The sequence below is a fragment of the Achromobacter sp. RT286_PF genome (assembly GCF_059760425.1).
Genome location: NZ_JCBAMR010000007.1, coordinates 84,510 through 109,522, shown reverse-complemented (window position 1 = coordinate 109,522; position 25,013 = coordinate 84,510). Strand labels below are relative to the sequence as shown.

Genomic DNA, 25,013 nt, shown 5'->3' with positions numbered 1-25,013 from the left:
GGCGCACCGTCACACCCGCGTACCGCAACCCCCCTCTTTTTCCCTTTTTGAAACGACACCGCCATGAAGCGCTATGAACGGTTGACCGAAGACATCACCGCCTCCATCAGTTCCGGCTTGCTGCAAGTCGGCGACCGCCTGCCATCGGTGCGGCAGACCAGCACCAGCCGGGGCGTCAGCCCATCAACGGTGTTCAAGGCCTATTACCTGCTGGAAGCGCGGGGCCTGATCCGCGCGCGCGATCGGTCCGGCTACTACGTGCTGCGCGCCCCGCACGCCGCGCTACCGGAACCCGACGCCCTGTCCAGCGCCACCGCCGGGCGTCACCCGGTGGACGTCAGCGACAACGTGCTGCAAGTGCTTAACGCCACGCTGCGCCGCGACATGGTGCCGTTTGGCTCGGCCTTTCCCAGCCCATCGCTGCTGCCCTACGCGCGGCTGGGCAAGTTCATGGCGTCGGCGGCGCAGCGGCTGGATCCGTGGGGTTCCATTGACGACCTCAGCCCGGGCGACGCGGCGCTGCGCCGCGCCATTGCATTGCGCTATCTGGCCGATGGCCTGTCGGTGCCGGTGGACGACATCATCATCACCAACGGCGCGCTGGACGCGCTGAACCTCAGCCTGGCGGCGGTGACCCAGCCGGGCGATGCGGTCATCGTCGAATCCCCCACCTTCTATGCCGCGCTGCAATCGTTGGAGCGCAACCAGCTGCACGCCATCGAAGTGGCCACGCACCCGCGTGAAGGCATCGACCTGCAAGCGCTGGAACGCGCCATCGTGCAGCACCGTCCGCGCGCCTGCTGGCTGATGACCACGTTTCAGAATCCGTTGGGCAGCCTGATGCCCGACAGCAAGAAAGAAGCGCTGGTCAAGCTGCTGACGCGCCACGGCGTGGCGCTGATTGAAGACGACGTTTACGGCGAGCTGTACTTTGGCGAACACCGGCCGCGCCCGGCCAAGGCGTTCGACAAGGAGGGCATCGTGATGCATTGCTCGTCGTTCTCGAAGACGCTGGCGCCGGGTTATCGCGTGGGCTGGGTGGCGGGGGGACGCTACACCCGGCAGATCATGCGCAACAAGCTGACCACCAGCCTGGCCACCGCCGCGCCCACCCAGGCCGCCATCGCCGCCTATCTGGAAAAAGGCGGCTACGACCGCCACCTGCGCCAGTTCCGGCAGGCGCTGGCATTGCAGCAGGGCGAACTATTGCAGGCCGTGGCGCGCTACTTTCCCAAAGGCACGCGCGCCACGCGCCCGGCCGGCGGCTACTTCGTGTGGGTAGAGCTGCCCGAGCATATCGACACGCTGAAGGTGCATCGGGCGGCATTGGATCACGGCATCAGCATTGCACCAGGCCCGTTGTTTTCGTCATCGGGCGCGTTCGGAAATTTCATGCGTCTTAACCACGGGCACCCCTGGAGCGTCGACATGGAACAAGGCATGGTGACGTTGGGCAAGCTGATGGCTGGAGGGTAATGCGGCGTGCCGGTTGAGAACGACCGGCAGGCGCTCAGCGCCGCGTGTCGGCGCCCGCGCGCGCGGCTTCCACGCCCTGCATCAGGCTGGCTGCATCGTGACGCAAAGGCATCACCACCCGGCCTTGGCGGTCGATAGCGCCCCATTGGCCGCCTGCCATGTAGTAGTGCTCGCCCCCAGCGGCAGGCACCTTGCGGCAGCCCTGGCACACCACGGCCAGCCCGCCTTCAAAACGGTCGACCCAATCGTAAGGCGTCGTGATGACGCGATTGAGTTGGGCGTCGTAATACGCCATGCCGCCAGACCACGGCCCGCGTGTCAGCCCGTCTTCAAAGTCGTCGGCGAAATTGTCGTACGTGACCACGGCCACGGACTTGCCGTCGGGCCGTACCCATCGCCATGACCCGTGCGTGTATGCCGGCGACAAGCCGTCCGCGTTGAAATCCATGCGCCCCAGCGCCTGGGCAGCGAAGGTCAGCGTGTCGCCGTCAACGCGCGCGCAATGGTCTTCGGATTCCAGCGAGCCGCCCTCGTGCTTGGCGGCGTACAGGCATTGCAGGGGATAGGACGAAACGGGGTTGGCGGCAGGGGCGGCGGGCGCGGCAGCCAGCAGGGCAAGCAACAGGGTCGTCAACATGGCGGCGATCCTAGCATGCTGGCCGGGGCCCGCAAGCCCCGGCGTATGGCGCCCCGGGAAGGCAAGGCTGTGATTCGCGGGTGCGACCGGCGGCCCGGCGGCCGCCATTCGCCCCCTGTGCATCAATTCGCCGTCGCGCCCGAATCCTTCACCGCTTTCGCCCAGGACGCGATCTCGCTCTGGATGAACGTGCCGAACGCGGCGGTGTTCAGGGTGGACGCGGCCGCGCCTTCTTCCATCAGGCGCTGCTTGACCGCGGGCGCGGCCAGCGCACCGCTTAACGCCGCATTGAGCTTGTTGACCACCTCGGGCGGCGTGCCGGCCGGCGCAACCACGCCGTGCCACGACACCGCCTGGAAGCCGGGCAGGCCGGACTCGGCCATCGTCGGCACGTCGGGCATGGCCGGCGAACGCTCGGGCGAGGTCACCGCCAGCGCGCGCAGCGTGCCTGCCTTCACGTGCGGCAACACGCCCGGAATGGTGGTGAACATGAAGTCGATCTGACCGCCGATCAAATCCGTGATGGCCGGGCTGCCACCCTTGTACGGCACGTGCGTGAATTGCAGCTTGGCCGCGCTCTTGAACATCTCGCCTGCCAGATGGCCAGGCGTGCCGGCGCCCGCCGAGCCCATGTTCGTCTTGTCGCCCTGCCCGCGCAGGTAGGCGATCAATTCCTGCACGCTGGCCGCCTTGACGTTGGGCCCGATGACCAGCACGTTGGGCACCGTGGCCAACAGCGTGACGGGTGTGAAGTCCTTCACCGCGTCATACGAAATGCGCGAGTACAACGACGGGTTGATGCCATGCGTGCTGGCGGTAGCCAGCAGCAGCGTGTAGCCGTCCGGCGCGGACGAGGCCACCTGCTTGGCCGCGATGGTGCCGTTGGCGCCGCCCTTGTTGTCGATGACGATGGTCTGGCCCAGCGTCTTGGCCGCTTCCGCCGCAACCGTGCGCGCCAGGATGTCGGACGTGCCCCCGGCGGAATGCGGCACCACCAGCGTGATGGGCTTGGTCGGGAAGGATTGCGAGTGCGCCACCGGCAACGCCGGCAGCAAACAGGCGGCCAGCGCAACGCGCGCCAGCAGTCGGGTTTGGATCATTGAAGTCTCCTCGTATGTCATCGGATGCGGCGCCCTCGCCGGGGCGCCGTCATGCCCGCGTGGCGCGGGTGGGGTCGGGTCAGATCAATCGGAATCCAGTTGCAGCTTGTTCGGCTGGCGCTTTTCGATAGACCACTTCAGCAGCGCCGCCGAACGGTAGATACCGTGCGCGAACTTGCCGTAGGGCAGCGTCAGGAACAGGGCCATCACCACGCCCAGGTGTATGGCCAACAACAGCGCCATCGCGCCGCCATCGCGCCCGGCAAGCAAGGCCAGCCCCGTGGCGCTGGTCAGGAACAGCAGCACGATGAAGCCGCGATCCATCGGCTTCTGTGCCGCGTCGCCCTGTTGCGGATGGCGCTTGATGTTCAACCACAGCAAACCGGCCGGCCCGATCAGCAAGCCGATGCCCCCGGCCGTACCCAGCAACACCGGCGCGCTCAGCAACGGATACGGCGCCTGCTGATTCAGCAGATAGTGGTACAGCGTGGCCACGCAGGTGGCGGCAAAACACAGCATGAAGCCGTAAAAGGTGAAGTGATGAAAACGTCGGCGCCACAAGGTGAACGCATCGTCGGCGTTGTTGCAGCCCTTGCCGTGGCCGCCGTCCAGATAACGCAGGCGCAGCGCGTCGTGCGCGGCCTCGGCCACCGCCGCGCCGGATGCCGCCCCCGGGCTGACGTTGCGCCAGAAGCGCGTGACGCCCACGCCCAAGGCCAGCATCGAAAAACCAAACACCACGCCAAACATCAGCGCCAGCGTGTTGTGCGGGAACACGGCGTAGAAATTGCCGGCCATGGGTTCATGGAACAGGCCGCCCGCCATCAACACGGCCAGCACCAGGAACAGCGCCAAGCCGGCGGCAGTGGCCAGCGACAAGGCCAGGCCGTTGCGCTTGTACAGCGAGCCCAGCGCGGCCGGCCAGGCGTAGTCGGTGTAGGTCTGCACCCGCACCTTGGCCATGGCCTGCGGCACGTTCACCGCGAATTCATGCGGCGGCGCGTACTGGCACGCGTGCAGACAGGCGCCGCAGTTGTGGCAGAGGTTGGCCAGGTAGTTCAGGTCGGCCTTGCCTAATTCCAGGCGGCGCGTCATGGCGGGAAACACCGCGCAAAAGCCTTCGCAATAGCGGCAGGCGTTGCAGATCTGCATGACGCGCGCCACCTCGGTTTCGTCTTCGGTCAACGCGTCCGCTTGCGGCTTGGCGTTCTTGCCGCGCCACTGGACGGGGTGTTCGACCATGGCGGCGGGCATCGCGGGTTGCTCGGCCACGGCGGGGCTGCCGGGCGTCGAAGCATGCGGGGTGGAAAACGACTGGGCCTCGCGGGCCAGGGCTTCAAGCTGCTTCATGTCGTGCTCTTTGCAAGGGTCTGGGCGCGCGCGGCGGCGGCGGCCCGGGTGCCGGCAATGCGGCCGAACGCCGTGCCGATGGACATGCCCACGCCGGCCGTATAGCCCTTGCCCAGCACGTTTCCGGCCATCATTTCGCCGGCCACGAACAGGTTGTCGCTGGGAACGTCGTTAAAGCGCACGGCGGCGGTGTCGTCCACCTTCAAGCCCAGATAGGTGAAGGTGATGCCGGGGCGCAGCGCGTAGCCGTAGAACGGCGCGGTGTCGATGGGCCGTGCCCAATGCGTCTTGGCGGGCGCGATGCCTTCTGTGTGGCAGTCGTCCAGCGCCGTGTGGTCAAAGGTACCGACACGGCACGCGGCGTTGTAGTCGCGCAAGGTCTGTGCAAAGGTGGCCGGGTCCAGCCCTAGCTTGTCGGCCAGTTCGGGCAGCGTGTCCGCCTTCACGCCCGGAAACACGGGCGGCATGAAGCGGCCGATGGCCTTGGCGTCGATGATGGAATAGGCGATCTGCCCGGGCTGCATGGCGGTCAGCCGGCCCCAGATGGCATAGCGCTTGGGCCAGAAGTCTTCGCCTTCGTCGTAAAAGCGCACGGCGTCGCGGTTGACCACCACGCCCAGCGACACGCAGTCGATGCGCGTACAGATGCCGCCGTCGTACAGCGGCGCGCGCGCGTCGATTGCCACGCAGTGCGATTGCGAGGGGTCGCCGATGCCGTCCGCCCCCGCGTCCAGCATGAATTTCAGCAGCACGCCCATGTTGAAGCGCGTGCCACGGATCAGGAAATTGTCGGCCGGCCATTCGCCGCGTTCGTTCTGGCCCCAGGCCTCGCGCAGCCATTCGCGGTTGGACTCGAAGCCACCCGCCGCCAGCACACAGGCGCGCGCCTCGATGCGTTCGTCGCCGATGCGGGCGGCCTTGAAACGGCCGTCTTCCAGCTCCAGCGCATCGACCGGCGCGTTGTAGCGGATCTGCACGCCCAGCGCTTCGGCACTGCGGTAATACGCGTTCACCAGCGCTTTGCCGCCACCCATGAAAAAGGCGTTGGTGCGCGCCACATGCAGCGCGCCCGACAGCGGCGGCTGAAAGTTCACGCCATGGCGGCGCATCCAGTCGCGGCACGTGGATGATTCGCGGATGACCAGGCGCGCCAGATGTTCGTTGGTCTGTCCGCCAGTGACTTTCAGCAGGTCTTGCCAGTATTCCTCTTCGGGATAGGCGTCGATCAACACGTCTTGCGGCGCATCGTGCATGCAGCGCAAATTGCGCGTGTGCTGCGAATTGCCGCCGCGCCATTCGCGCGGCGCGGCTTCCAGCAGCAACACGCTGGCGCCGGCCTCGCGCGCCATCAGGGCCGCGCACAGCGCCGCGTTGCCCCCTCCCACCACCAAGACGTCCACCATGCCATCGTCCCCAATTCAATGGGCTGACTGTACTGACGGGGCGGCGTCCGCGATATCAGGCGGGCGTCAACGGGTCTTCACGAATCGTGAAGGGCTACGACGGCCCATTTGCCCTGTTGCGCCAGCGTGCGCGAGACGTCGGCCAGCACCAGGCGCGCGGCCAGCGCGGCGGGCGACAGTTCGTCGTCGGACAGACTGACCAGCAGATTGGGACGGAACAAGTGGGCGTCGTCGATGCGGGCCATGTGCAACTGCCCGGGCGCAATACGCGCGGTGGCGGAGCTGGGCTGGATGGTGGCGGCGCTGCCCAGCTGCACCACGTCCATCAACAGCGACAAGCCATCGACCTCGGCCACCACGCGCGGCGTCTGGCCCAGTTGCAGGAAGGCGTTGTTGACCAGCGCGCGCAAGCCATGGCGGCCGCTGGGCAGCACCAAGGGCAGATGCGCGATGTCGGCCAGCCGCGTCGTGTCGCCGCCCGGCACCCCGGGCATGTCGCGACGCGCGCACAGGAACAGCGGCTCGTCCAGCAGCGGCATGATGCTCCAACGGCGCGCGGATTCGGCCTGGAACACGATGGCCAGGTCCAGTAACCGGCCGTTGAGCATGTCGGCCAGGTGGCCCGACAGCGCCTCGACCAGATGCAGCCGGATGTCCGGGTAGCGTTCGTTCATGGCTTGCAGGAACGGCGCGCCCAAAATGGCGGCGGTGGTTGATGACAGGCCCACGCTGACGTGGCCGGCCAGCCGCGCCTGTTGCGCGGCCTGCACGGCGTCATCCGCGTGGCGCAAGGCCAGCTGCGCCTGCCGAAAAAACGCCAGCCCGGCATCGGTCGGCACCACGCCGCTGGCGCTGCGCTGCAACAGCCGCGTCGACAGCTCGCCCTCCAACCGGCTGATCTGCTGGCTGAGGGCCGACGTGACCATGCCGATGGACATCGCCGCGCGGCCGATGCTGCCGGCCTCGACCACGCGCACGAAGTAACGCAGCTGGCGCAGTTCCATGCCTAGCTCGGAATGGTCAGGCCCCGCACCACGGCCGGGCGCGCGACAAACGTTTCTAGCACGCGGGCCACGTTCGCAAACTGCGGGAAGCCGACCAGCTCGCCCGCTTCGTAGAAGCCGACCAGGTTGCGTACCCACGGGAAGATGGCGATGTCGGCAATGGTGTATTCGTCACCCATGACCCAGTCGCGGCCTTCCAGGCGCTGGTCCAGCACGCCCAGAAGGCGCTTGGCCTCGGCCACGTAGCGGTCGCGCGGGCGCTTGTCTTCGTAGTCCTTGCCGGCGAATTTATGGAAGAACCCCAGCTGGCCGAACATGGGGCCGATGCCGCCCATCTGGAACATCAGCCATTGCAGCGTCTCGTAGCGTTCGGCCGTGTCCGTCGGAATGAACTGGCCGGTCTTGCTGGCCAGGTAGATCAAGATGGCGCCCGACTCGAACAGCGCCAGCGGCTTGCCGCCCGGGCCGTTGGGATCAAGGATGGCCGGGATCTTGTTATTGGGGCTAAGGGACAGGAATTCCGGAGAAAACTGGTCTTGCTTGTCGAAAGCCACCCGATGGGGCTCGTAGGGCAGGCCGATTTCCTCCAGCAGGATCGACACCTTCACGCCGTTGGGCGTGGGCAGCGAATACAGCTGGATGCGGTCGGGATGCTGGGCGGGCCACTTCTTGGTGATGGCGAACGAGTCTAGGGAGGTCATGCGGGGTTTCTCCAGAGGAGGCGGACATCGGGTTGGGGAATTGCGCCGACAATCCTAGCGCATACGAGCAGAAATCCGGCTGAAAATTACCGGCGGGCGGGGTGGCGCGCCTGCCTGCCGGGGCGGGGCCTGCGGCTAGCGCGCCCAGAGCCTGGACACGCGCAGCAAGGCCCAACGCACCGCCGTCGTCGCCAGGGCAATGGGCAGCACCAAGGGCCATTGCGCTAGAAACAGTTCACGCGTGGCCTCGCCCCACGCCCAGGTGTTGCCGAACACGATGGGCGCGGGCGGCGCCAGGTAAAGCGCCAGCAGCGCCGCCGCAAACGTCGCCGAAAGCCCCGCGATCGCGCGGCCCGCCACGGTCAGGCGGGCACCGGCCAGGCGCTCGGCAAGGGCCAACAGCAGCAGCCCGGCCAGCCCCGCCAGCACGGCGTCGGCGTAGAAATCGCGAGGTCCGTAGAGGTAAGGCGCGTCGGGCACCGCCCAGCCGTAGGCGCCCGTGGTCAACAGCGACGTCAGGCAAGCGCCAAAGAGCGCGGCGGCGCCGGCCAACAGCAGGAAATCGCAGAATCGGGGTAGAAGTTTGAGCATGAAAGCCGGGGTCGGATCGGTGGAAAAACGGCGAACGGGCGCAGCATGCCACAGGTGGTGGCGGATGCGGCGGCGCGGGGATGAGGACGTGGCGTGGCGGGTCGGTCGCGTCGGTCGGGTCGGCTAAGCGGTGGGACGGTCGGCGGCGACATCTGCAACTGCGCTACATTGATCGGCGTTCCGCCTTCGCCACGTCCCATCCATGCGCGCGCCCCGCTTGCTGTTGACCTTGTTGCTGGCCACCGCCCTGCCCTGGCCGGGCATGGCCGTTTCGTACGCCGCCCCGATAGCCACCGCCTCGACGTTTCCGGCAGCCGTGCTGGCCGATCAGCGCTACGGCCCCGACCCCGCCCAGATCGCCGATGTCTATCTGCCCGATGCATCGACACAGCACGGCCGACCCGCCCCCGTGCTGGTCGTGGTGCATGGCGGCTCATGGAAAGGTGGCGACAAGGCCACGCCCGACGTCGTGCAGGACAAGCTGGCCTACTGGTTGCCCCGGGGCTACGCCGTGGTCTCGGTCAACACGCGGCTGATGCCGCAAGCCCGCCCGGCCGCGCAAGCCGAAGACCTGGGGCGGGCCATCGCGTGGATCGGCCAGCAGGCCGCCCGCTGGCAGGCCGACCCGGACAACCTGTTCGTCATGGGCCATTCATCAGGCGGCCACCTGTTGACCTTGCTGGCCGCCGACGCCGCGATGCGCCAGCGCACGGGCGCCCCCTTGTGGCGGGCCAGCATCATCCTGGACGGGGCGGGCTTCGATCTGCTGGACGTCATGCCGCGCCCGCACGCCCCGTTTTACGACGAGGCCTTCGGCGCGGACCCCGCCGAATGGGCGCAGGCCTCGCCCGCCGCGCAACTGACCGGGCCACAGCCGCCCGCGCTGTTCGTCTGTTCCACATTGCGGCCCGACCCATGTCGACGCGCGCAGCGCTACGCCGACCTGTTGACGGCACAAGGCGGCCAAGCCGCGCTGTTCGGCGTTGCCCGCAACCACGCGCAGGTTAACGCCGACGTTGGTGCCGACAACGAGGCCACCCGCGCAATCAACGCCTTCATCACCGCACGACTACAGCGGTAGAAGCAGTCAGCGCGATAGGACGCAGGCGGAACCGTCCGGCTGCGATCGGTGGCGATCAAAAACGGTCGCCAGCAATAGGGACCGACAAGCAACAGGCCGCGCGTTCGTGACACAATCTGGCCCGCCTCAATGACGGGCGGGCCGCCCTCGTGCCCGCCACCTCCATGCCCCAGTTCACCCTGCACCGCCTGACCTCGCTGATCCTGACCGCCGCCGGCCTGCTGGCCTTGCCGGGCGCTCACGCCGAACCCGCGACGGTGGGCGATATCCCGCCCCCTATGGCGCCCCCTATGGCGACCGCCGAGACGCCCGCCGTGCTGCCCCCTGTGCTGCCCCCTGTGCTGCCCCCTGTGCTGCCCAGCGATTCTCAAGCTGCCACACCCGCCGCGCCTTCCGCTGCCGCCCTCACCGAGCCCCCGCCCGGCATGCCCCAGTACGGCCGGGGCACCCATGGCCAGACCCTGACCCTGACACTGCTGAGCGACCACCACAGTGCGCTCGCGCCGCACACGCCGTATCGCCTGTTCCTGACGGGCAAGAAAGAGTTCATTGAAGACACGCCCAGCCAGGACGGCATCCTGCACGGCGTCACCGACGACCAGGGCCGTACCGCCTGGGTCTGGACCGACAAGCCGCACGACCCCGACGACTTCACGCTGATCCGACGCGTTGGCGACGGCGCGTGGGGCCACTTCTTCCAGCTGCATTCCAGCAGCAGCACCAAAGAACCGGTACCCGCGTGGCCCTACATCCTGACCATGCGCCAGCGCTGGGGCGAGCAATGGGTAGACCTGGGCTACACCACGCGCCAAGGCGCCACGGCCTACTTCAGCCACGACACGCCGGCCATGCCCATATCCTTGTCCATCGAGTCGCCCGTCACCGACAACCACGCCTGCTTCGACGAACTGGACGCCATCAACCGCAAGTTCAGCCAGGGCGACGTCGACGGCGCGCATGCCCTGATCGGCGCGATGCACTGCGCCGCCACCCCGCAACAACAGTTGAACCTGGCGCAATTGCTGTTGATGGTCGGTCGGCAGGACGATGCCCGCCACTGGCTGATGCGGGCACGCGAATGGCGGTTTCCGCAATCCCTGAAACCCGTCGACACCGATTTGCTAAGCGACCGGCTGGACGTAGAGCGGCTGCTGGGCATGCCCGACCTGGCGCTGGCCGATGCCCAAACGCTGCAACAGCGTCAATCCAGGCTCGCCCGCGCAGGGCGCGCGAGCGACACGGACTGGGCCAACAACATCGCTTATTTTCTGGCGGACTTTCCGGATTACCTGCCCCAAGCCGAAGCCCAGGCGCGGCAATCGATCCGCGAAATGGGGCCGAACGCGTTCAACCAGGGCACCCTGGGCTGGATCCTGAGCCTGCAAGGCCACAGCGAAGAAGGGCTGCGCCTGCTGCATGTGGCGTATCGGGAGCTGTCCCGCAATGAAGAGCTGGTGGCCGACTATGGCCTGGCGCTATGGCAACACGACCGCCCTGAGCAGGCGGTGCGCCTGTGGGACGAGGCGCAGGCGCAATGCGTCTGGGGCCGGCGCCTGCACGACGCCATGCGCCAGGCGCAGTACCCGCACCCCTATTTCCAGCCGGCGGACTCCGACGCAGTCAAGGCGTATCGCCAACGTTGCGACGCGCCTCGGACCAAACGCACACACCGGCAACCGGTCGCCGCCCTATAATTTCTTCTCGCCTTGCCCCGGGGCAGCCGCAGGAGACCACCATGAAATCGACGTTGATTGCCTTGCTGACCACGCTTGCCATCTCTGTCTTGGTAAGCGCTTGCACCAACAGCCCCGGCGGCCCGCCGCATCCCGGCGCCGTCAATCCCTACAGCAGCGGCGGCTTTAACGACGCTGGCCCGAATTACCCCGACACGGGCCGCTGACAAGCCCCCGGCTTTTCCTTGCCCGCGTTGTTGCCGCGTCATTGCCATTGCACGCGGGTCGGTGCGCCAAACGCATAACAGCTTTGTGCCTCGGGTGCATCCCGCGGCAAGCCGGAAATCCTAGACTACCTGCACATCACAGGAGTCAAGGAGAAGGCTTTGCAGCCGCTGTTATCAAACGTGAAAGTGCTGGACCTGAGCCGCATTCTGGCCGGCCCCTGGGCCAGCCAGATCCTGGCCGATCTGGGCGCGGACGTCATCAAGGTCGAGCGGCCGGGCCTGGGCGACGACACCCGGTCCTGGGGCCCGCCTTTCCTGAAAGACGAGCACGGCCAGGACACCACCGACGGCGCCTACTTCATCGCCACCAACCGGGGCAAGCGGTCCATCACGCTGGACTTGCAGACGCCTGAAGGGCAGGCGCTGGTCAAGGACCTGTGCCGCGACGCGGACGTGGTGCTGGAGAACTACAAGGTCGGCACCCTGGCGCGCATGGGGCTGGACTATGACTCGCTGGCCAAGATCAATCCGCGCCTGGTGTATTGCTCGGTCACCGGCTTCGGGCAGACCGGCCCGCGCGCCGCCGAGCCCGCGTACGACTTCCTGATCCAGGCCATGGGCGGGCTGATGAGTGTTACGGGCGAACGCGACGACAAGCCCGGCGGCGGCCCGCAAAAGGTGGGCGTGCCCATCGTGGACCTGACCACCGGCGTCTACGCCGCGCTGGGCATCGTGGCCGCGCTGCTGCGGCGCTCGCAGACGGGCCAGGGCGAGTACATCGACGTCGCCATGCTGGACGTGCAGGTCGGCCTGTTGGCCAACCAGGCCATGAATTTCCTGCTGGGCAACCGCGTGCCGCGCCGCACCGGCACCGCGCATCCGAACATCCAACCGCAACGCACCTTTGTCTGCGCCGATGGCGACATCGTCATCGTCGTGGGCAACGACGCGCAATTTGCCGCGTTGTGCCGCCTGCTGGGCAAGCCCGAGCTGGCGCAAGACCCCCGCTACATCACCAACAGCCAGCGCGTGACGAATCAGGACACGCTGGACCCGATCCTGGACGCCATCTTTCTTACGCAGCCGCGCGCGCACTGGCTGGCAGCGCTAAAAAGCGCCGGCGTGCCGGCCGGGTCGATCAACACCGTGCCTGAAGTGTTCGACGACCCGCAGGTGGCGCACCGCGCCATGTTGCGCCGCCTGCCGCATCCCACCGCCAAGAGCGTGCCGCAAGTGATGAACCCCTTGCGCTTCGCCACGGCGGACCTGCGCGCCGACCGCGCACCGCCCCTGCTGGGGCAACACACCGCCGAAGTGCTTGAAGAACTGGGCATGAGCGCGCAGCAGATTGCCGACCTGCGCCAGCGCAAGATCATTTGAAAAAGACGGAGACACGGACATGACCATGCCCGACAACTTGACCGGCCCCTACACCGCGCTGGACGTCACACTTGAAGACGGCGTGGCCGTCATCCTGCTGGCCAACCCGCCGGTGAATGCGCTTAGCACCGACATGATGAACGAGCTGTCCTGGGTGCTGGACCGCATCTCGGAAACGCCCGAGGTGCGCGCCGTGGTGTTGTCCGGACAGGGCAAGACGTTTTGCGCGGGCGCGGACTTGAAGAACCGCGCCGCCACCATCAAGGGTCCCGGCGACCTGCCGCAGCACTCGCGCCGCACCCGCGAGTGCTTTCATGCCATTCGCGAATGCGCCAAGCCCGTCATCGGCGCCATCAACGGCGCTGCGCTGGGCGCGGGGCTGGCCATCGTGGCCTCGTGCGACATCTTGCTGGCGGCATCGACGGCCGTGGTCGGCCTGCCTGAAATCAACGTCGGCCTGCTGGGCGGTGGACGCCATGGCATGCGGCTGTTCGGCCATTCCCGCTTGCGCCGCATGATGCTGACGGGCTTGCGCGTGGACGGCGACGAGCTCTATCGCCTGGGCATCGTCGAAGCCTCCGTGCCCGCCGACGCCTTGATGGATCGCGCCCTGGAATTGGCGCGCGAGCTGGCGTCCAAGAGCCCCTTGGCCACCGTGCTGGCCAAGCAAACGCTGAACGCCATCGAAGACATGAGCCTGCGCGACGGCTACCGCTACGAACAGGACATGACCGCCGCTATCGGCAAGACCGAAGACGCCCAGGAAGCGCGCCGCGCCTTTCTGGAAAAGCGGGCACCGGTGTTCCAGGGCAAATAAGGGGAAGACCGATGAGCCGAGCATTAGAGGGCGTCAAAGTCCTGGATTTAAGCCGCGTGTTCTCCGGGCCGTGGGCCGCGCAGATGCTGGCCGACTTTGGCGCCGAGGTCATCAAGGTCGAACGCCCGGGCCGGGGCGACGACGTCCGGCACCAGGGCTATCCAATGCCGGATCGCCATGGCGAACCCAGTCGGCAGACCTCGTCGTTTGTGGCGATGAACCGGGGCAAGAAATCGCTGACCATCGATATCTCCAAGCCCGACGGCCAGGCGCTGGTTCGCCGGCTTGCCGAGCGCGCCGACATCGTCATCGAGAACTTCAAGGCGGGCGACCTGCGCCGCTACGGGCTGGATCACGACGCGCTGTCCAAGGTCAACCCCCGGCTGGTGATTTGCTCGATCACCGGCTTCGGGCAGTCCGGCCCGTACAGCCATCTGCCCGGCTACGACCCGATCTTTCAATCCATGAGCGGGCTGATGAGCGTGACCGGGGTGCCCGATGGCGAACCCGGCGCGGGGCCGGTCAAGGCGGGGTATTCCGTGTCGGACATCACGGCGGGCTTTTACGCGGTGGCGGCCATACTGGCGGCGCTGCACCATCGGGACCAGATCTCCGGCGCAGGCCAGCATATCGACCTGGCCTTGCTGGACGCGCAGATTGCCGCCATGTCGCACATCGGCATGAACTATCTGGCAAGCGGCCAAGTGCCGGCGCGCATGGGGTCGGCCTCGCAGATCACCGCGCCGTTTCGCGCGTTTGCCTGCCGCGATGGACACCTGATGGTGGCGGTGGGCAACGACACGCAGTTTCGCGCCTTTTGCGCGGTGATCGGGCTGCCCGCGCTGGCCGACGACGCGCGTTTTACCAGCAACCCCAAACGCGCCGCCGCGCAAGCCGAGTTGTCGCGCCTGATCGAGCCGGCCATGCAGGCGCGCACCGCCGGCGAATGGAACGACGCGCTGGCTGCGGCCAACGTGCCCTGCGGCCCGATCTACACGATGGACCAGGTGTTTGAAGACCCGCAGGTACGGCACCGCCAGGTGCTGGGCCGCATCGCGCATCCTGAACTGGGCGACATGCCCGTCATCAACAACCCCATCCATTTTTCCAAGACGCCGATAGCGCCGGGCCTGCCGCCGCCCCTGCTGGGCGAGCATACGGCCGAGGTGCTGCGCGCCGAACTGGGGCTGTCCGACGACGAGATCGCGCACCTGCACGCCGAGGGCATCGTATGAGCAGCGTGGACCCTGCCTTGATCGAAGAAATACGCGACAGCGCGCGTGATTTTCTGTCGCGCCGCGACCAGCGCCAGCGCAAGCGCTCGGCAAGCGGCGCCGATCGCGCCTATTGGCGCCAGATCGCCGACGCCGGCTGGCTCGGCATGAGCGTGCCGGAAGCCATGGGCGGGCTGGGCCTGGGCTGGCACGCGATGGCCGCCGTCATCGAAGAAGCCGGACGCGCGCAATTGCCCGAGCCGCTGGTGGGCGTGGGCGTATTGGGCGCAACCCTGCTCACGACAATCACACCCCTGCCGGACTCCCCCTTGCGCGACACCCTGCTCCAAGCGGTGTGCGATGGGACCCGGATGATTGCGCTGGCCTGGCAAGAAACCGAAGGGCAGCTGGAAGCCGGCGAGGCCGCGGGCGTGTTCGGCGTCAGCGCCACCCCGCGCGAAGGCGCCTATGTCTTGAACGGCGAAAAGCGCCATGTCATTGCCGACGCCGCCGTGGACGGCTGGCTGGTAACGGCCGATAGCGAAGCAGGCACCCTGTTGTTCTACCTGGCCGCCGGCACGCCCGGCGTTACCGTGCGCCCCCATGCGCGCGCGGACGGCACGCCCGCCTGCCACCTGAGCATCGAATCGGCCATCGTGCCGGCCGACGCGCTGCTGTCCCAGGACGCTGTGCTGGACGCCGTGGACCATGCCCTGGATTACGGCCGCCTGATGCAATCGGCCGAATTGATCGGCGTGGCGCGGCAGGTGCTGGCCGATACGGTGGTCTACCTGAACACGCGCCAGCAATTCGGCAAGCCGCTGTCATCGTTCCAGGCACTGCAACACCGGCTGGTGGACGCGGCGCTACAGGTGGAGTTGGCGGCCAGCAGTTTGCAGGACGCGTTAACGACATTGGCCGACGCCACGGACCCGGACGTCGCCACCGCTCGCAAGGTTGCCGCCAGCCGGGTGAAGGCCCGCGCGGCGCGTGCAGGGCTGGACGCCACGCGCCTGGCGATTCAGTTGCACGGCGCCATCGGCTACACCGACGAATGCGACGTCAGCCTGTATTTTCGCAGCGCCTTGCACCTGGCCGCGTGGCTGGGCAACGCCGCCGCGCATCGTCAACGCTACGGCGCACTGGCTGATGCGCCCTCGCCTCCGGCTGACGACACCGCCACACCGTCATCGCCGGGGGAATTTCCCCGCGACGCCGACTGGAACGGCATGCCCGAAGCCGACTTCCGTGCGCTGTTGCGCCGCTTTTTTCACGCGCATTATCCCCAGCACCTGCGGCATGTGCCGTGGCGGCTGCATTGGGATGAGATCAAGCCGTGGTACTTCACGCTGTCGCGCCAGGGCTGGATTGCACCATCGTGGCCGCGCGAGCATGGCGGCATGGCCTTGTCGCCCGCGCGGCAGATCGCCTTCATCGAAGAGGCCGAGCGCCATGGCGTGGCTCGCGCACCCGACCAGGGCCTGGTCATGCTGGGCCCCATCCTGATCCGCTACGGCACCGAGGCACAACGCGCACGCTTCCTGCCGGGCATCCTGTCGGGCAAGGCCGTGTGGGCGCAGGGCTATTCCGAACCCAACGCGGGTTCGGACCTGGCGGCGTTGCGATGCGAAGCCGTGATCGACGGCGACGACCTGATCGTGACCGGGCAAAAGACATGGTCGACGCTGGCGCAGGACGCCACGCACATGTTCATGCTGGTGCGTACCGACAAGACGGTGAAGAAGCAGGCGGGCATCAGCTTCCTGCTGGTGGACCTGGCCAGCCCCGGCATCAGCCGCCGCCCCATCCGCACGCTGTCCGGCCGCGAAGAGTTTTGCGAAGTGTTCTTCGATCAGGTGCGTGTGCCGCGCGCCAACCTGGTGGGTGAACTGAACGCCGGCTGGGGTATCGCCAAGGCACTGCTGGGCTTTGAACGCTTGTTTTCCGGCAGCCCCAAGCACGCGAGCCATGCGCTGCAACAGATCTTCAGCATCGCGCGGCAACGCGGCCTGTTGGCCGACCCCGCCTTTACGGACCGCCTGGCTGAACTCCGGATGGACAGCGCCGACCTGACCGCCATGTACCGCGTGTTTGCCGATATGGCCCGGGCCGGCCGACCGTTGCCGCCGACGTTGTCGCTACTGAAAATCTGGGCCACCGAAACACATGAACGACTGGGCGCCCTGCTGATCCAGATTGCCGAGGAATACGGCGGCGCCGACATGCGGCTGGGCTACGGCGATGGGGATCGGGATGGGAATGGCGGCGTGCAGGCGCTGGCGCCCTACCTCAACGCACTGGCCGCCACCATCTTCAGCGGCACCAACGAGATTCAACGCAACATCTACGCCAAACAGGTCCTGGGCCTGGACGGCGCATAACAACATCGCGCCGGCACGACTGGGCGCCATCAGGAGAGAGACAATGAAAAAAGCACCCGCATTGACGGTGGCCGCGGTATTGCTGGCCGCAACGATGGCGCCCGTGGCGCAGGCCGCGCAGCCCTGGCCCAGCCAGCCCATCCGCTTGATCGTGCCGTACCCGCCCGGCGGCTCGGTGGACAACCTGGCCCGCCTGCTGGCACCCGCGCTGGGCAAGCGGCTGGGGCAAACCATCGTCATCGAGAACAAGGCGGGCGCCAGCGGCACCATCGGCGTGGACGCCACCGTGCGCGCCGAGCCGGACGGCAACACGTTCGGCTTCGGCGTGCCGGGGGCCATCACCGGCCTGCCGCACGTCATGAAGGTGCCTTACAACGTCAGCACCATTCAGTATGTGTCGCTGGTGGCGCGCATTCCGCAAGTGGTCATGGTGAACCCGTCGCTGCCCGACACCACGCTGGCCGCCTTCGTCGCCAGCGCCAAGCAGCATCCGGGCAAATACAACTACGGCTCGGCCGGCAACGTGACCACGCCCCATCTGGGCGGCGAACTGCTGAAGCAGCAAACGGGCATCGACATCATGCACGTGCCGTACAAGGGCGCCGCGCCCGCCGTGACGGCCTTGCTGTCCAACGAAGTGCAGATGTTCCCGGGTGACGCGTCGGCCGCCTTGGGCTTCATCAAGGCAGGCAAGCTGCGCGCGCTGGCGGTGGCCAGCCCCGAACGCTTTGAGGGCCTGCCCGACGTGCCCACCACCCGCGAGGCGGGCTTTCCCGGCGTGATCGTGGAATCGAACTACGGCATCATCGCGCCCACCGGCACGCCCAAGGACATCGTCGACAAGATGGCGGCGGCCATCGCCCAGTCCCTGGCGGAACCCGAACTGCGCCAGAAGATGATCGACCAGGGCGCCATTCCGGCGGCAAGCACGCCGGACCAGTACCGCACGCTGATGGAAACCGAATCCAAGAAATGGGGAGACGTGATCCGACGCGGCAAGCTTGGGCTGGAATGACCCGTTGCCACGCGCTTTGCCGTACGCTTATGCCGTTCCTTCTGCCTGCGACCCCGCCCCGCCATCATGCCTTTCGCCAAAGCCACCGGGCTAAGCCTGGACCTGACTGCCGACCTGAACAAATGGAGGGCGTTCCTGGCGATTGCGGAGTTGGGCAGCATCACGCGCGCCGCGCTCTATCTGGACCAGGACCAATCCGTTCTCAGCCGCCGCATCAACGCACTGGAACGCGAGTGCAACGCGCGGCTGTTCAACCGCACCGGTCGCGGCGTGAATTTGTCCGAGGTGGGCCAGCGGCTGTTTCCCTTGGTGCAAACGCTGCTGGGCGACGCCGAACGGCTGGAACTTGAGCTTAACGGCCAGGCGCGCGAGCCCGCAGGCGAAGTCACGCTGGGGCTGTTGCCGTCCACCGCGCATCCGCTGATCCGCCGCTTGTTTTCGCGCTTGCGCAAACACTTTCCGAAGGTGCACCTGAAGATTCTTGAAGGCTCCAGCGGCCAGATCGAAGAGTGGCTGACGGACAGCCGCGTGGACATCGCCATCCTGTACCGCTATGGCGACAAGTGCCCGCCGGGCGAGCAGGCGCTGGCCTACGTGGATTCCTATCTGGTGGGCGCGGCGGGCGATACGCGCACCGCATCGGGCGAAGTCACGTTCGACCAGCTTAACGGCCTGCCCTTTATCCTGCCGGGCGCGCCGAACGGCTTGCGCAATGCGCTGGACGGCCTGGCGCGAGCGCGCAAGATCACCATCGCCCCGTTGATCGAAGCGGATTCATTGCCGCTGATGAAGTCGATTGTGGAGCACGAGAACATGTACACCGTGCTGCCGCTACATGCCGTCTGGCAAGAGGTGCAGGAAGGCCGGTTAAGCATCGCGGCGCTGCGCGACCCGACGATGGGCCGGATCATTTCCATGGCGTTTTCCAGGTCCAAGGGACCGGGCCGCACCGTCATGGAAGTGGCGGCGCAGATTGAAACGCTGGTGCGCGAAATCGGCGGCGAAGGCGTGTGGCACGCGGAACCTTGAGGGGCGAGGAATCGCCTGCCGCAGGTCCGCCTGCCGCAGGTCCGCCTGCCGCGCTCAATCGAACCCGTACAGGCGCGCCGGGTTGTCCACCCATACCTTCTTGCGCAAGCCGTCGTTGCCCAGCCATTCATAGGCCACGTCCACCAGCGCATCGGCCGACGGCGCGGCCGCGCCCATGCGCACGAACGGCCAGTCCGATCCCCACAGCACCTGATCGGGGTTGGCGGCCGTGAAGGCGTCGTGGATGTAGCGGGCATTTTCATAGTCGGGCGCGGCGCCCACGCGGCACAACGTCAGCTTCATCCAGATTCGCCCATCCGCCAGCAAGCCGCGCAGCAGCTGAAAGGCCGCATCCTGTTCGCCACGCGCGGGCACCAGGCTGCCCAGATGGTCGATCACAATCGGCACGTCCAGCGCAGCCAACGCCGGCAGATGCTGCACATACGCATCACAAGGCGCCCATAGCTGGGCATGCAGGCCAAACTGTTTCATGCGCGGCGCCATCGCGGCAATCTGCCCAAAGCCCACGCTGCCGGGAAACAAATTGCCCGCCGGGTCGCGCGCTTCCAGAAAGCGCAGACCGCGCACGCCGCCATCCACCAGCGCCTGCAACTGCGCATCGGTCACCGACGGGTCGGCCACCGCGATGCCGCGCAGCCGCTCACCGCCTTGCGCCAAAGCGTCCAACAACGCCGCCGGGTCCACGCCATAGGGCGCGGGCTGCACCAACACCCCGCGCGCCGCGCCCAGGGTATCGAGCATGCGCAGGTAGCGCGGCGCAGGCGCGTCCGGCGCGGCATAGGACGAGGCGTGTTGCAGGGGAAAGCGGTCATACGGGCCGAACACATGGCAATGCGCATCGCAGGCCAAGGCGGGTAGCGCGTGCCTGGGGGTGACGGGCATGCGCGGCATCTCGGGCGTCATGGCTGCTCCTTGCGCGGCAGCGCCGCCAATGGGCTCAAGGCAGGCGCGCCGTCTTGCGTCGGAATATCCAGCGGCGCGGGAGCGTCGTCCGGCATCGGGATGTCGTGTGCGTTCAACGTCATGGACACCATGGTGTAGTAGCCGATCACCGCCGTCAGCTCCACCACGCCCACCGCCTGCCATCGCGCTACCGCCTCGGCATAGAGGTCGGGATCGACCTGGCCGGTTTCCTGCAACTGGCGCGAGAACTCGTAGACGACTTCATCGTCGCGCGTGTCGAACCGCGGCGTCTCGCGCGCCTGGATGGCGTCCAGCACGGCGTCTGCAATGCCCGCCGCGCGCGCTGCCTGCGCGTGGATATGCCATTCGATCTGGCTGTTCCAGCGGCGTGCCGTCACCACAATGGCCAGCTCGCTGACGCGCGGCGGCAGGCTGGTGCCAAAGCGCAGCAAGGCGCCCAACGCCTGCCAGCGTTCGGCAAGTTCGGGGCTGTGCAGCGCCGCGCGCAGCGGGCCAACAAGGCGCCCGCGTGGGCCGGAGACGATCTTCTCGTACACGCGTTTCTGGTCGTCGGTCATGCTGTCGGGGGAAGGCAGCGGGATACGGCTCATCATCATCCTCGGTTCAGTTTGTGGCGCGGCGCCAAGTCGGACGCGCCGCGTGCATCGACGCACGCAATGACGCATGCATCGACCCACGCAACGACCCGCGCATCATCGGGCCACGTTCGATACGGCGCGTTCACGGCGTTTCATCCGGCTGGCTGCGCGCCACCGACGGGCGCGCGCAAAAGCCTTGATGCCAGGCGGCAAGCTTGGGGTGGCCACTGCGCCAATCGATATCCGGAAAACGATAATCCAGGTACGACAGCGCGCAACCGATGGCAATCACTCCCAGGTCGAAGCCGCTGGCCGACAACGCGGGCGTCTCGGCTTCCAGCGCGGCCAGCACGGCACGCACCTTCAGCGCAAACGCGTCCAGCCAAGCCACCGTCTGCTTTTCCACAGGCTTGTTGCGCTCTTGGCGGTACAGCAACAACGCGTCCAGAAACCCATCGCCCAGCGCCTGCCGGCGCTCGGCCACGAGCCGCGCCGTGGCATCGCCAGGCATCAGCCGACCGCCCGTCAGCCCATCCAGATACGCGCAGATGACGCGCGAGTCGTACAAGGCCGTGCCATCTTCCAACACCAACGTGGGCAGCTTGATCAGCGGATTGTCCGCCACCAGATCCAGATTGGGCTTGTCCATTGCGACGGGCGTGCGCACCAACTGCACGCGGTCTTCAATACCACCTTCGTATAAAACGATCATCACCTTTCGCACAAACGGCGACCTGGGCGACCAATGCAACTTCATCGTGGTTCTCCTTGGGGTTGCGCGACGGGGCGCGCATCAATGCCCTTGCGCGGGCAGCACCGACGGGTCGTTGGCCGCGGTGGGCGCCAGCATCTGGAACAAATCACTTGTGTGCGCGTACCAACCCGCGCCATGCATGCGGCCCAGCAAGCCCAACGCGGGCGTGTCCACATGAAAGCGATCGCGGTTCAGCAACGCGTCGTCGCGCAGATACATGCCCACCACGCGCGCCAACACGATCACGCGATGCGGCGCGGCCTCGATCACCTGCCACACCTTGCATTCCAGCGCTGCCGGGCTTTGCGCGATGCGCGGCGGCGCGACCAGCGTCGATGGCTGCGTGGACAGCCCCACGCGGGCCAGCTCGTCAACGCTGGCGTCGTAATCCAGGCTGGTCTGGTTCATCTGCCGGGCCAATTCCCTGGACACCACGTTGATCACGAATTCACCCGTGTCCATGATGTTGCGCGACGAATCCTTCCACTGCCCGGCGCGCGGGCCGATGCCCAGCGCCACGATGGGCGGGTCACTGCTGACCACGTTGAAAAACGAAAACGGCGCTGCGTTCAGATCGCCGCGCGCGGACTGTGTCACCACCCAGGCAATAGGCCGTGGCACGACCACGCTGGACAGCAGCTTGAACGCATCGGCGGACGCCAGTTGGCTGAAATCAAAATTCATGGCGGCATCGCCCTGCGGCGGCGTTACGAAGGTTTTTCATTTTGCCAGCAGCCCCAACGAGCCCAGCAACCGCTGCATGCCGGCGCGATCACGGCGCACGTAGGCGTCGGCCTCGGCGGGCGATAAGGACATCAGCTCTATCGCCTGCTCTTGCATCACGCGCCGGTATTCCGGGTCGTCGTTCACGGCCTGCACGGCGCTGCTCAAGCGCTGCACGATGTCGGGCGGCGTGCCGGCGGGCGCGGCCAGGCTGTACCACGTAGCGGCCTCGGCGCCCGCCACGCCGGCTTCGGCCAGCGTGGGCACGTTGGGCAACAGCGGGGAACGCTTGTCGGCTGCGTACGCCAACGCCACCAGCCGCCCTTGGCGGATGAACGGCAGGCTGGCCGACAGGTTCAGCATGGCCAGGTCGATCTGGCCGCCCACCACATCGTTGATGGCGGGTGATGCGCCGGCGTAGGGAATGTGATTGAGCTGCACGTGCGCAGCCTGCTGGAACTGTTCCGCGCCCAGATGCGTGGCGCCGCCCACGCCGGCCGACCCGTAGCTGAGCTTGCCCGGTTCGGCCTTGGCGCGTTCCACCAATTGCGCAACCGTGGTGATGCCACGCGCCGGGTTCACCACCAGCATGATGGGCTGCACGGCCACCACCGAACAAAACGCGAAGCCGTCCACCCCGTCGTAGGGCGTCTTTTGCATCAGCGGCGTCACCACGTGGCCGGCGGACGTGCCCAGCAGCAAGGTGTAGCCGTCCGGCTTGGCGCGGGCCACAAAGCCCGTGCCGATGGACGCGCCGCCGCCTGGTTTGTTTTCCACCACCACCGGTTGGCCCAGCCGCTTCTCCAGTGCGCGGCCCAGACTGCGCGCCACCACGTCGGCCGGGCCGCCCGCCGCGTACGGATTCACCAGCGTCAAGGGGCGGTCAGGATAAGACGCGGCCTGGGCGGTGGGCATCAGCAGTGCAGCCAGCGCCGCCACCATGGCCGCTTTGGCCAAGCGAAACGGATTCATCGATGTCATGGAATTTCCCGTTGAAGGGCGATCAAGCGCGCGCCCATGGCCGTCTCGCAATCAGTCCGACTTGGCGCCGGACTGCTCGATCACTTTGGCCCACTTCGCCGTGTCCGTCTTGATCTGCGCGGCGAACGCTTCGGGCGTGCTGTGCGTGGTCTGAATGCCGTAGGCCGCCATGCGCTCGACCATTTGCGGTGACGTCATCACCGCCGCGATGTCCTGGTTCAGCTTGTCGATCACTGCGCGCGGCGTACCGGCAGGCGCCAGCACACCTGACCACAGGCTGACTTCGTACGACTCAAAGCCCGGCGTTTCTGAAATCGACGGCACATCGGGCAGCACCGGCAAACGCTGGCGGCTGGTCACGCCCAGCGCGCGCACCTTGCCCAGCTTGACCTGTTCGATGAAGTTGGATGACGTGTCGATCATCATCGATATCCGGCCCGCCAGGAAATCGTTGATGGCGCCCGACGTGCCCTTGTACGGGATATGGCGGATGTCCACACCCGCCGTGGACTTGAACATTTCGCCTGCCAGATGGCTGGTCGTGCCGTTGCCCGATGAGCTGAACGTCAGTTCGCCCGGCCGCGCCTTCGCCAGCGCCGCCAGTTCCGCCACGGAATTCACTTTCAGATCGGAATTGACCACCAGCAGATTCGACGTCAGGTTGGTCATCGAGATCGGCGCGAAGCTCTTTTGCGGGTCGTAGCGCAGCTTGGGGTACAGCGACGGGTTGATGGTCAGCACGCCCATCGTCGAGTACAGCAGCGTGTAGCCGTCGGGCGCCGCGCTGGCCACGGCTTCCGCGCCAATCGTGCCCCCCGCGCCACCCCGGTTTTCCACCACGATGGCTTGGCCCAGCTTGTCGCCCAGCCCTTGCGCCAGCGCGCGCGCCATCAAATCGGTTGCGCCCCCCGCCGGAAACGGCACCACCATCCGGATGGAGTGGTCAGGATAGGCGCCCGCCACGGCCGGCCCCATCATCCCGACGGCGGATACCGCCGCCCCCACCCGCAGCCACAGGCCGACCGAGGTCAGCGCCCTTGCGATCTTCATACCGTCTCCAAACCTTGTGATTTTTGTGTTTGAAGCATGGTATGCGGCGGGCCGGGCCGGCGCTATGCGCGGTATCGCATATCTGCTTTGCGCGCGCTACGCCACGTACCCCAATGCCGCGCTGGCGGCCGCGGCTTCTTTTTTTACCGCCGCCACCACCTTGCCGTTGGGCGACACATCAAAGCCACCCGTCGCGCCCAGCGCCGTCAACACCGCGCAGGGCCGGCCCGTGTGGTCATACAAGGGCGCCGACACGGCGCTGATGCCGCGCAGGTTCGTATCCTTGACCGTGGCGCAGCCGGCCGCTTGCACCTGACGCCGCAGCCCACCGATGGGATCGTCGCGGTCCAGCAAGGCGCGCAAATCGTCGGGCGCCTCGGCCAGTTCCGCCAGGGCCATCCGCTGGATCGGGGCTTCGTCCAAAGCGCCCAGAAACGCGCGTCCGGTCGCGGACCACAGCATCGACAGTACCGAGCCCACGCGCACGTTCACCGTGACGGGCAGCGCCGGTTCCTCGAAGCGCACGATGGTCGGGCCCTTGTTGCCCATCACGGCGATGAAGCACGTCACCGCCAGGCTTTCGCGCAGCCGGATCAACACGGGTTCGCTGATGCGCAACGGGTCCGCCTGGCGCATGGCGGCCACGCCCACCATCAGCGCTTCCAGGCCAAGGTGGTACTGCTGCGTGGCCACTTCCTGGTCCACCAGGCCCTCGGCGATCAGGCTCATCAGATAGCGATGCACCTTGGCGGGGCTTTCGTCCACGTGCGCGGCCAGCGCGGTCAGGCTGGCGCGCCCGCCCATTCGGGCCAGGCCTTTCAACACCACCATGCCGGTCTCGGCGGCCTGCACGCGCTGGCGCCTTTCGAGCGGGCGGGCGCCCATCATTTCTGGATTCACATC

Annotated in this window: 24 protein-coding genes; 10 read left to right on the top strand and 14 right to left on the bottom strand. The window is 67.0% G+C overall.

Annotated elements, in window-relative coordinates:
- The first annotated feature begins 63 nt into the window (after positions 1-63).
- Positions 64-1,476, top strand: a complete 1,413-nt coding sequence (locus AC6LJY_RS08705) for an aminotransferase-like domain-containing protein (RefSeq protein WP_120157010.1) — start codon at positions 64-66, stop codon at positions 1,474-1,476.
- Positions 1,477-1,510: 34 nt separating this feature from the next.
- On the opposite strand, the gene AC6LJY_RS08700 is transcribed toward AC6LJY_RS08705, so the two are convergent.
- The 7 genes from AC6LJY_RS08700 to AC6LJY_RS08670 all read right to left on the bottom strand — a co-directional run bounded on the left by AC6LJY_RS08700 (position 1,511) and on the right by AC6LJY_RS08670 (position 8,262).
- A complete protein-coding gene (locus AC6LJY_RS08700; RefSeq protein ID WP_498135756.1) occupies positions 1,511-2,113 on the bottom strand; it encodes a WG repeat-containing protein in 603 nt (200 codons plus the stop codon).
- A gap of 122 nt (positions 2,114-2,235) precedes the next feature.
- Complete coding sequence (locus AC6LJY_RS08695) at positions 2,236-3,213, bottom strand: Bug family tripartite tricarboxylate transporter substrate binding protein (protein WP_498135755.1); 978 nt, start codon at positions 3,211-3,213, stop codon at positions 2,236-2,238.
- An 84-nt stretch (positions 3,214-3,297) separates the two neighbouring features.
- Entirely contained in the window at positions 3,298-4,563 is a 1,266-nt protein-coding gene (gene tcuB, locus AC6LJY_RS08690; protein ID WP_498135754.1) for a tricarballylate utilization 4Fe-4S protein TcuB, read from the bottom strand.
- Complete coding sequence (tcuA, locus tag AC6LJY_RS08685) at positions 4,560-5,966, bottom strand: FAD-dependent tricarballylate dehydrogenase TcuA (protein WP_219991156.1); 1,407 nt, start codon at positions 5,964-5,966, stop codon at positions 4,560-4,562. The genes tcuB and tcuA overlap by 4 nt, the downstream gene beginning before the upstream one ends.
- A 77-nt stretch (positions 5,967-6,043) precedes the next feature.
- The gene (locus AC6LJY_RS08680) at positions 6,044-6,970 is read right to left on the bottom strand and encodes a LysR family transcriptional regulator (RefSeq protein ID WP_046805130.1); all 927 of its coding nucleotides are present in this window, start codon (positions 6,968-6,970) and stop codon (positions 6,044-6,046) included.
- A gap of 2 nt (positions 6,971-6,972) precedes the next feature.
- Positions 6,973-7,671: a glutathione binding-like protein gene (locus AC6LJY_RS08675; protein ID WP_104141892.1), complete on the bottom strand. Its 699-nt coding sequence runs from the start codon at positions 7,669-7,671 to the stop codon at positions 6,973-6,975.
- 135 nt (positions 7,672-7,806) lie between these two features.
- The gene (locus tag AC6LJY_RS08670) at positions 7,807-8,262 is read right to left on the bottom strand and encodes a hypothetical protein (RefSeq protein WP_498135753.1); all 456 of its coding nucleotides are present in this window, start codon (positions 8,260-8,262) and stop codon (positions 7,807-7,809) included.
- A gap of 202 nt (positions 8,263-8,464) precedes the next feature.
- Between AC6LJY_RS08670 and AC6LJY_RS08665 the strand changes: the two genes are divergently transcribed.
- The 9 genes from AC6LJY_RS08665 to AC6LJY_RS08625 all read left to right on the top strand — a co-directional run bounded on the left by AC6LJY_RS08665 (position 8,465) and on the right by AC6LJY_RS08625 (position 19,079).
- On the top strand, positions 8,465-9,343 hold the full coding sequence (locus AC6LJY_RS08665; RefSeq protein WP_498135752.1) for an alpha/beta hydrolase: 879 nt from the start codon (positions 8,465-8,467) through the stop codon (positions 9,341-9,343).
- A 164-nt stretch (positions 9,344-9,507) separates the two neighbouring features.
- Complete coding sequence (locus AC6LJY_RS08660; protein WP_498135751.1) at positions 9,508-11,037, top strand: tetratricopeptide repeat protein; 1,530 nt, start codon at positions 9,508-9,510, stop codon at positions 11,035-11,037.
- A gap of 41 nt (positions 11,038-11,078) precedes the next feature.
- Complete coding sequence (locus AC6LJY_RS08655) at positions 11,079-11,243, top strand: hypothetical protein (RefSeq protein ID WP_162941279.1); 165 nt, start codon at positions 11,079-11,081, stop codon at positions 11,241-11,243.
- Between the two features lie 159 nt (positions 11,244-11,402).
- Positions 11,403-12,623 carry a CaiB/BaiF CoA transferase family protein gene (locus tag AC6LJY_RS08650; RefSeq protein ID WP_046807679.1) on the top strand — a complete coding sequence of 407 codons (1,221 nt, stop codon included), beginning with the start codon at positions 11,403-11,405 and terminating at the stop codon, positions 12,621-12,623.
- A 19-nt stretch (positions 12,624-12,642) separates the two neighbouring features.
- Entirely contained in the window at positions 12,643-13,440 is a 798-nt protein-coding gene (locus AC6LJY_RS08645) for an enoyl-CoA hydratase/isomerase family protein (RefSeq protein WP_370512786.1), read from the top strand.
- A gap of 11 nt (positions 13,441-13,451) precedes the next feature.
- Entirely contained in the window at positions 13,452-14,675 is a 1,224-nt protein-coding gene (locus AC6LJY_RS08640) for a CaiB/BaiF CoA transferase family protein (RefSeq protein ID WP_498135750.1), read from the top strand.
- Complete coding sequence (locus AC6LJY_RS08635; protein WP_498135749.1) at positions 14,672-17,035, top strand: acyl-CoA dehydrogenase family protein; 2,364 nt, start codon at positions 14,672-14,674, stop codon at positions 17,033-17,035. The genes AC6LJY_RS08640 and AC6LJY_RS08635 overlap by 4 nt, the downstream gene beginning before the upstream one ends.
- A gap of 43 nt (positions 17,036-17,078) precedes the next feature.
- A complete protein-coding gene (locus tag AC6LJY_RS08630) occupies positions 17,079-18,050 on the top strand; it encodes a Bug family tripartite tricarboxylate transporter substrate binding protein (RefSeq protein ID WP_046807676.1) in 972 nt (323 codons plus the stop codon).
- Positions 18,051-18,116: 66 nt separating this feature from the next.
- Positions 18,117-19,079, top strand: a complete 963-nt coding sequence (locus AC6LJY_RS08625) for a LysR family transcriptional regulator (RefSeq protein ID WP_046807675.1) — start codon at positions 18,117-18,119, stop codon at positions 19,077-19,079.
- Positions 19,080-19,133: 54 nt separating this feature from the next.
- Here AC6LJY_RS08625 and AC6LJY_RS08620 read toward each other — a convergent pair whose 3' ends face one another.
- The 7 genes from AC6LJY_RS08620 to AC6LJY_RS08590 all read right to left on the bottom strand — a co-directional run bounded on the left by AC6LJY_RS08620 (position 19,134) and on the right by AC6LJY_RS08590 (position 24,998).
- Positions 19,134-20,003: an amidohydrolase family protein gene (locus AC6LJY_RS08620; RefSeq protein WP_314355521.1), complete on the bottom strand. Its 870-nt coding sequence runs from the start codon at positions 20,001-20,003 to the stop codon at positions 19,134-19,136.
- Entirely contained in the window at positions 20,000-20,614 is a 615-nt protein-coding gene (locus AC6LJY_RS08615) for a carboxymuconolactone decarboxylase family protein (protein ID WP_120157634.1), read from the bottom strand. The genes AC6LJY_RS08620 and AC6LJY_RS08615 overlap by 4 nt, the downstream gene beginning before the upstream one ends.
- Positions 20,615-20,744: 130 nt before the next feature.
- Complete coding sequence (locus AC6LJY_RS08610) at positions 20,745-21,359, bottom strand: glutathione S-transferase family protein (RefSeq protein WP_498135748.1); 615 nt, start codon at positions 21,357-21,359, stop codon at positions 20,745-20,747.
- 36 nt (positions 21,360-21,395) lie between these two features.
- Positions 21,396-22,040 (bottom strand): flavin reductase family protein, encoded by a 645-nt coding sequence (locus AC6LJY_RS08605; RefSeq protein ID WP_046807672.1) that lies wholly within the window; start codon positions 22,038-22,040, stop codon positions 21,396-21,398.
- Positions 22,041-22,076: 36 nt separating this feature from the next.
- Positions 22,077-23,060 (bottom strand): tripartite tricarboxylate transporter substrate binding protein, encoded by a 984-nt coding sequence (locus AC6LJY_RS08600; protein ID WP_498135747.1) that lies wholly within the window; start codon positions 23,058-23,060, stop codon positions 22,077-22,079.
- Between the two features lie 51 nt (positions 23,061-23,111).
- Positions 23,112-24,110: a Bug family tripartite tricarboxylate transporter substrate binding protein gene (locus tag AC6LJY_RS08595; protein ID WP_046807670.1), complete on the bottom strand. Its 999-nt coding sequence runs from the start codon at positions 24,108-24,110 to the stop codon at positions 23,112-23,114.
- A gap of 96 nt (positions 24,111-24,206) precedes the next feature.
- Positions 24,207-24,998, bottom strand: a complete 792-nt coding sequence (locus AC6LJY_RS08590) for an IclR family transcriptional regulator (RefSeq protein ID WP_219992779.1) — start codon at positions 24,996-24,998, stop codon at positions 24,207-24,209.
- Between the last annotated feature and the right edge of the window lie 15 nt (positions 24,999-25,013).

What these genes read in the sequence shown, in the direction of transcription:
- AC6LJY_RS08610 (WP_498135748.1), bottom strand. Translation starts at nt 21,359, where the DNA reads ATGAAGTTGCATTGGTCGCCCAGGTCGCCGTTTGTGCGAAAGGTGATG.
- AC6LJY_RS08635 (WP_498135749.1), top strand. Translation starts at nt 14,672, where the DNA reads ATGAGCAGCGTGGACCCTGCCTTGATCGAAGAAATACGCGACAGCGCG.
- AC6LJY_RS08645 (WP_370512786.1), top strand. Translation starts at nt 12,643, where the DNA reads ATGACCATGCCCGACAACTTGACCGGCCCCTACACCGCGCTGGACGTC.
- AC6LJY_RS08605 (WP_046807672.1), bottom strand. Translation starts at nt 22,040, where the DNA reads ATGAATTTTGATTTCAGCCAACTGGCGTCCGCCGATGCGTTCAAGCTG.
- AC6LJY_RS08695 (WP_498135755.1), bottom strand. Translation starts at nt 3,213, where the DNA reads ATGATCCAAACCCGACTGCTGGCGCGCGTTGCGCTGGCCGCCTGTTTG.
- AC6LJY_RS08615 (WP_120157634.1), bottom strand. Translation starts at nt 20,614, where the DNA reads ATGAGCCGTATCCCGCTGCCTTCCCCCGACAGCATGACCGACGACCAG.
- AC6LJY_RS08600 (WP_498135747.1), bottom strand. Translation starts at nt 23,060, where the DNA reads ATGACATCGATGAATCCGTTTCGCTTGGCCAAAGCGGCCATGGTGGCG.
- tcuB (WP_498135754.1), bottom strand. Translation starts at nt 4,563, where the DNA reads ATGAAGCAGCTTGAAGCCCTGGCCCGCGAGGCCCAGTCGTTTTCCACC.
- AC6LJY_RS08640 (WP_498135750.1), top strand. Translation starts at nt 13,452, where the DNA reads ATGAGCCGAGCATTAGAGGGCGTCAAAGTCCTGGATTTAAGCCGCGTG.
- AC6LJY_RS08670 (WP_498135753.1), bottom strand. Translation starts at nt 8,262, where the DNA reads ATGCTCAAACTTCTACCCCGATTCTGCGATTTCCTGCTGTTGGCCGGC.
- AC6LJY_RS08680 (WP_046805130.1), bottom strand. Translation starts at nt 6,970, where the DNA reads ATGGAACTGCGCCAGCTGCGTTACTTCGTGCGCGTGGTCGAGGCCGGC.
- AC6LJY_RS08625 (WP_046807675.1), top strand. Translation starts at nt 18,117, where the DNA reads ATGCCTTTCGCCAAAGCCACCGGGCTAAGCCTGGACCTGACTGCCGAC.
- AC6LJY_RS08675 (WP_104141892.1), bottom strand. Translation starts at nt 7,671, where the DNA reads ATGACCTCCCTAGACTCGTTCGCCATCACCAAGAAGTGGCCCGCCCAG.
- tcuA (WP_219991156.1), bottom strand. Translation starts at nt 5,966, where the DNA reads ATGGTGGACGTCTTGGTGGTGGGAGGGGGCAACGCGGCGCTGTGCGCG.
- AC6LJY_RS08620 (WP_314355521.1), bottom strand. Translation starts at nt 20,003, where the DNA reads ATGACGCCCGAGATGCCGCGCATGCCCGTCACCCCCAGGCACGCGCTA.
- AC6LJY_RS08655 (WP_162941279.1), top strand. Translation starts at nt 11,079, where the DNA reads ATGAAATCGACGTTGATTGCCTTGCTGACCACGCTTGCCATCTCTGTC.
- AC6LJY_RS08595 (WP_046807670.1), bottom strand. Translation starts at nt 24,110, where the DNA reads ATGAAGATCGCAAGGGCGCTGACCTCGGTCGGCCTGTGGCTGCGGGTG.
- AC6LJY_RS08660 (WP_498135751.1), top strand. Translation starts at nt 9,508, where the DNA reads ATGCCCCAGTTCACCCTGCACCGCCTGACCTCGCTGATCCTGACCGCC.
- AC6LJY_RS08590 (WP_219992779.1), bottom strand. Translation starts at nt 24,998, where the DNA reads ATGATGGGCGCCCGCCCGCTCGAAAGGCGCCAGCGCGTGCAGGCCGCC.
- AC6LJY_RS08665 (WP_498135752.1), top strand. Translation starts at nt 8,465, where the DNA reads ATGCGCGCGCCCCGCTTGCTGTTGACCTTGTTGCTGGCCACCGCCCTG.
- AC6LJY_RS08630 (WP_046807676.1), top strand. Translation starts at nt 17,079, where the DNA reads ATGAAAAAAGCACCCGCATTGACGGTGGCCGCGGTATTGCTGGCCGCA.
- AC6LJY_RS08700 (WP_498135756.1), bottom strand. Translation starts at nt 2,113, where the DNA reads ATGTTGACGACCCTGTTGCTTGCCCTGCTGGCTGCCGCGCCCGCCGCC.
- AC6LJY_RS08705 (WP_120157010.1), top strand. Translation starts at nt 64, where the DNA reads ATGAAGCGCTATGAACGGTTGACCGAAGACATCACCGCCTCCATCAGT.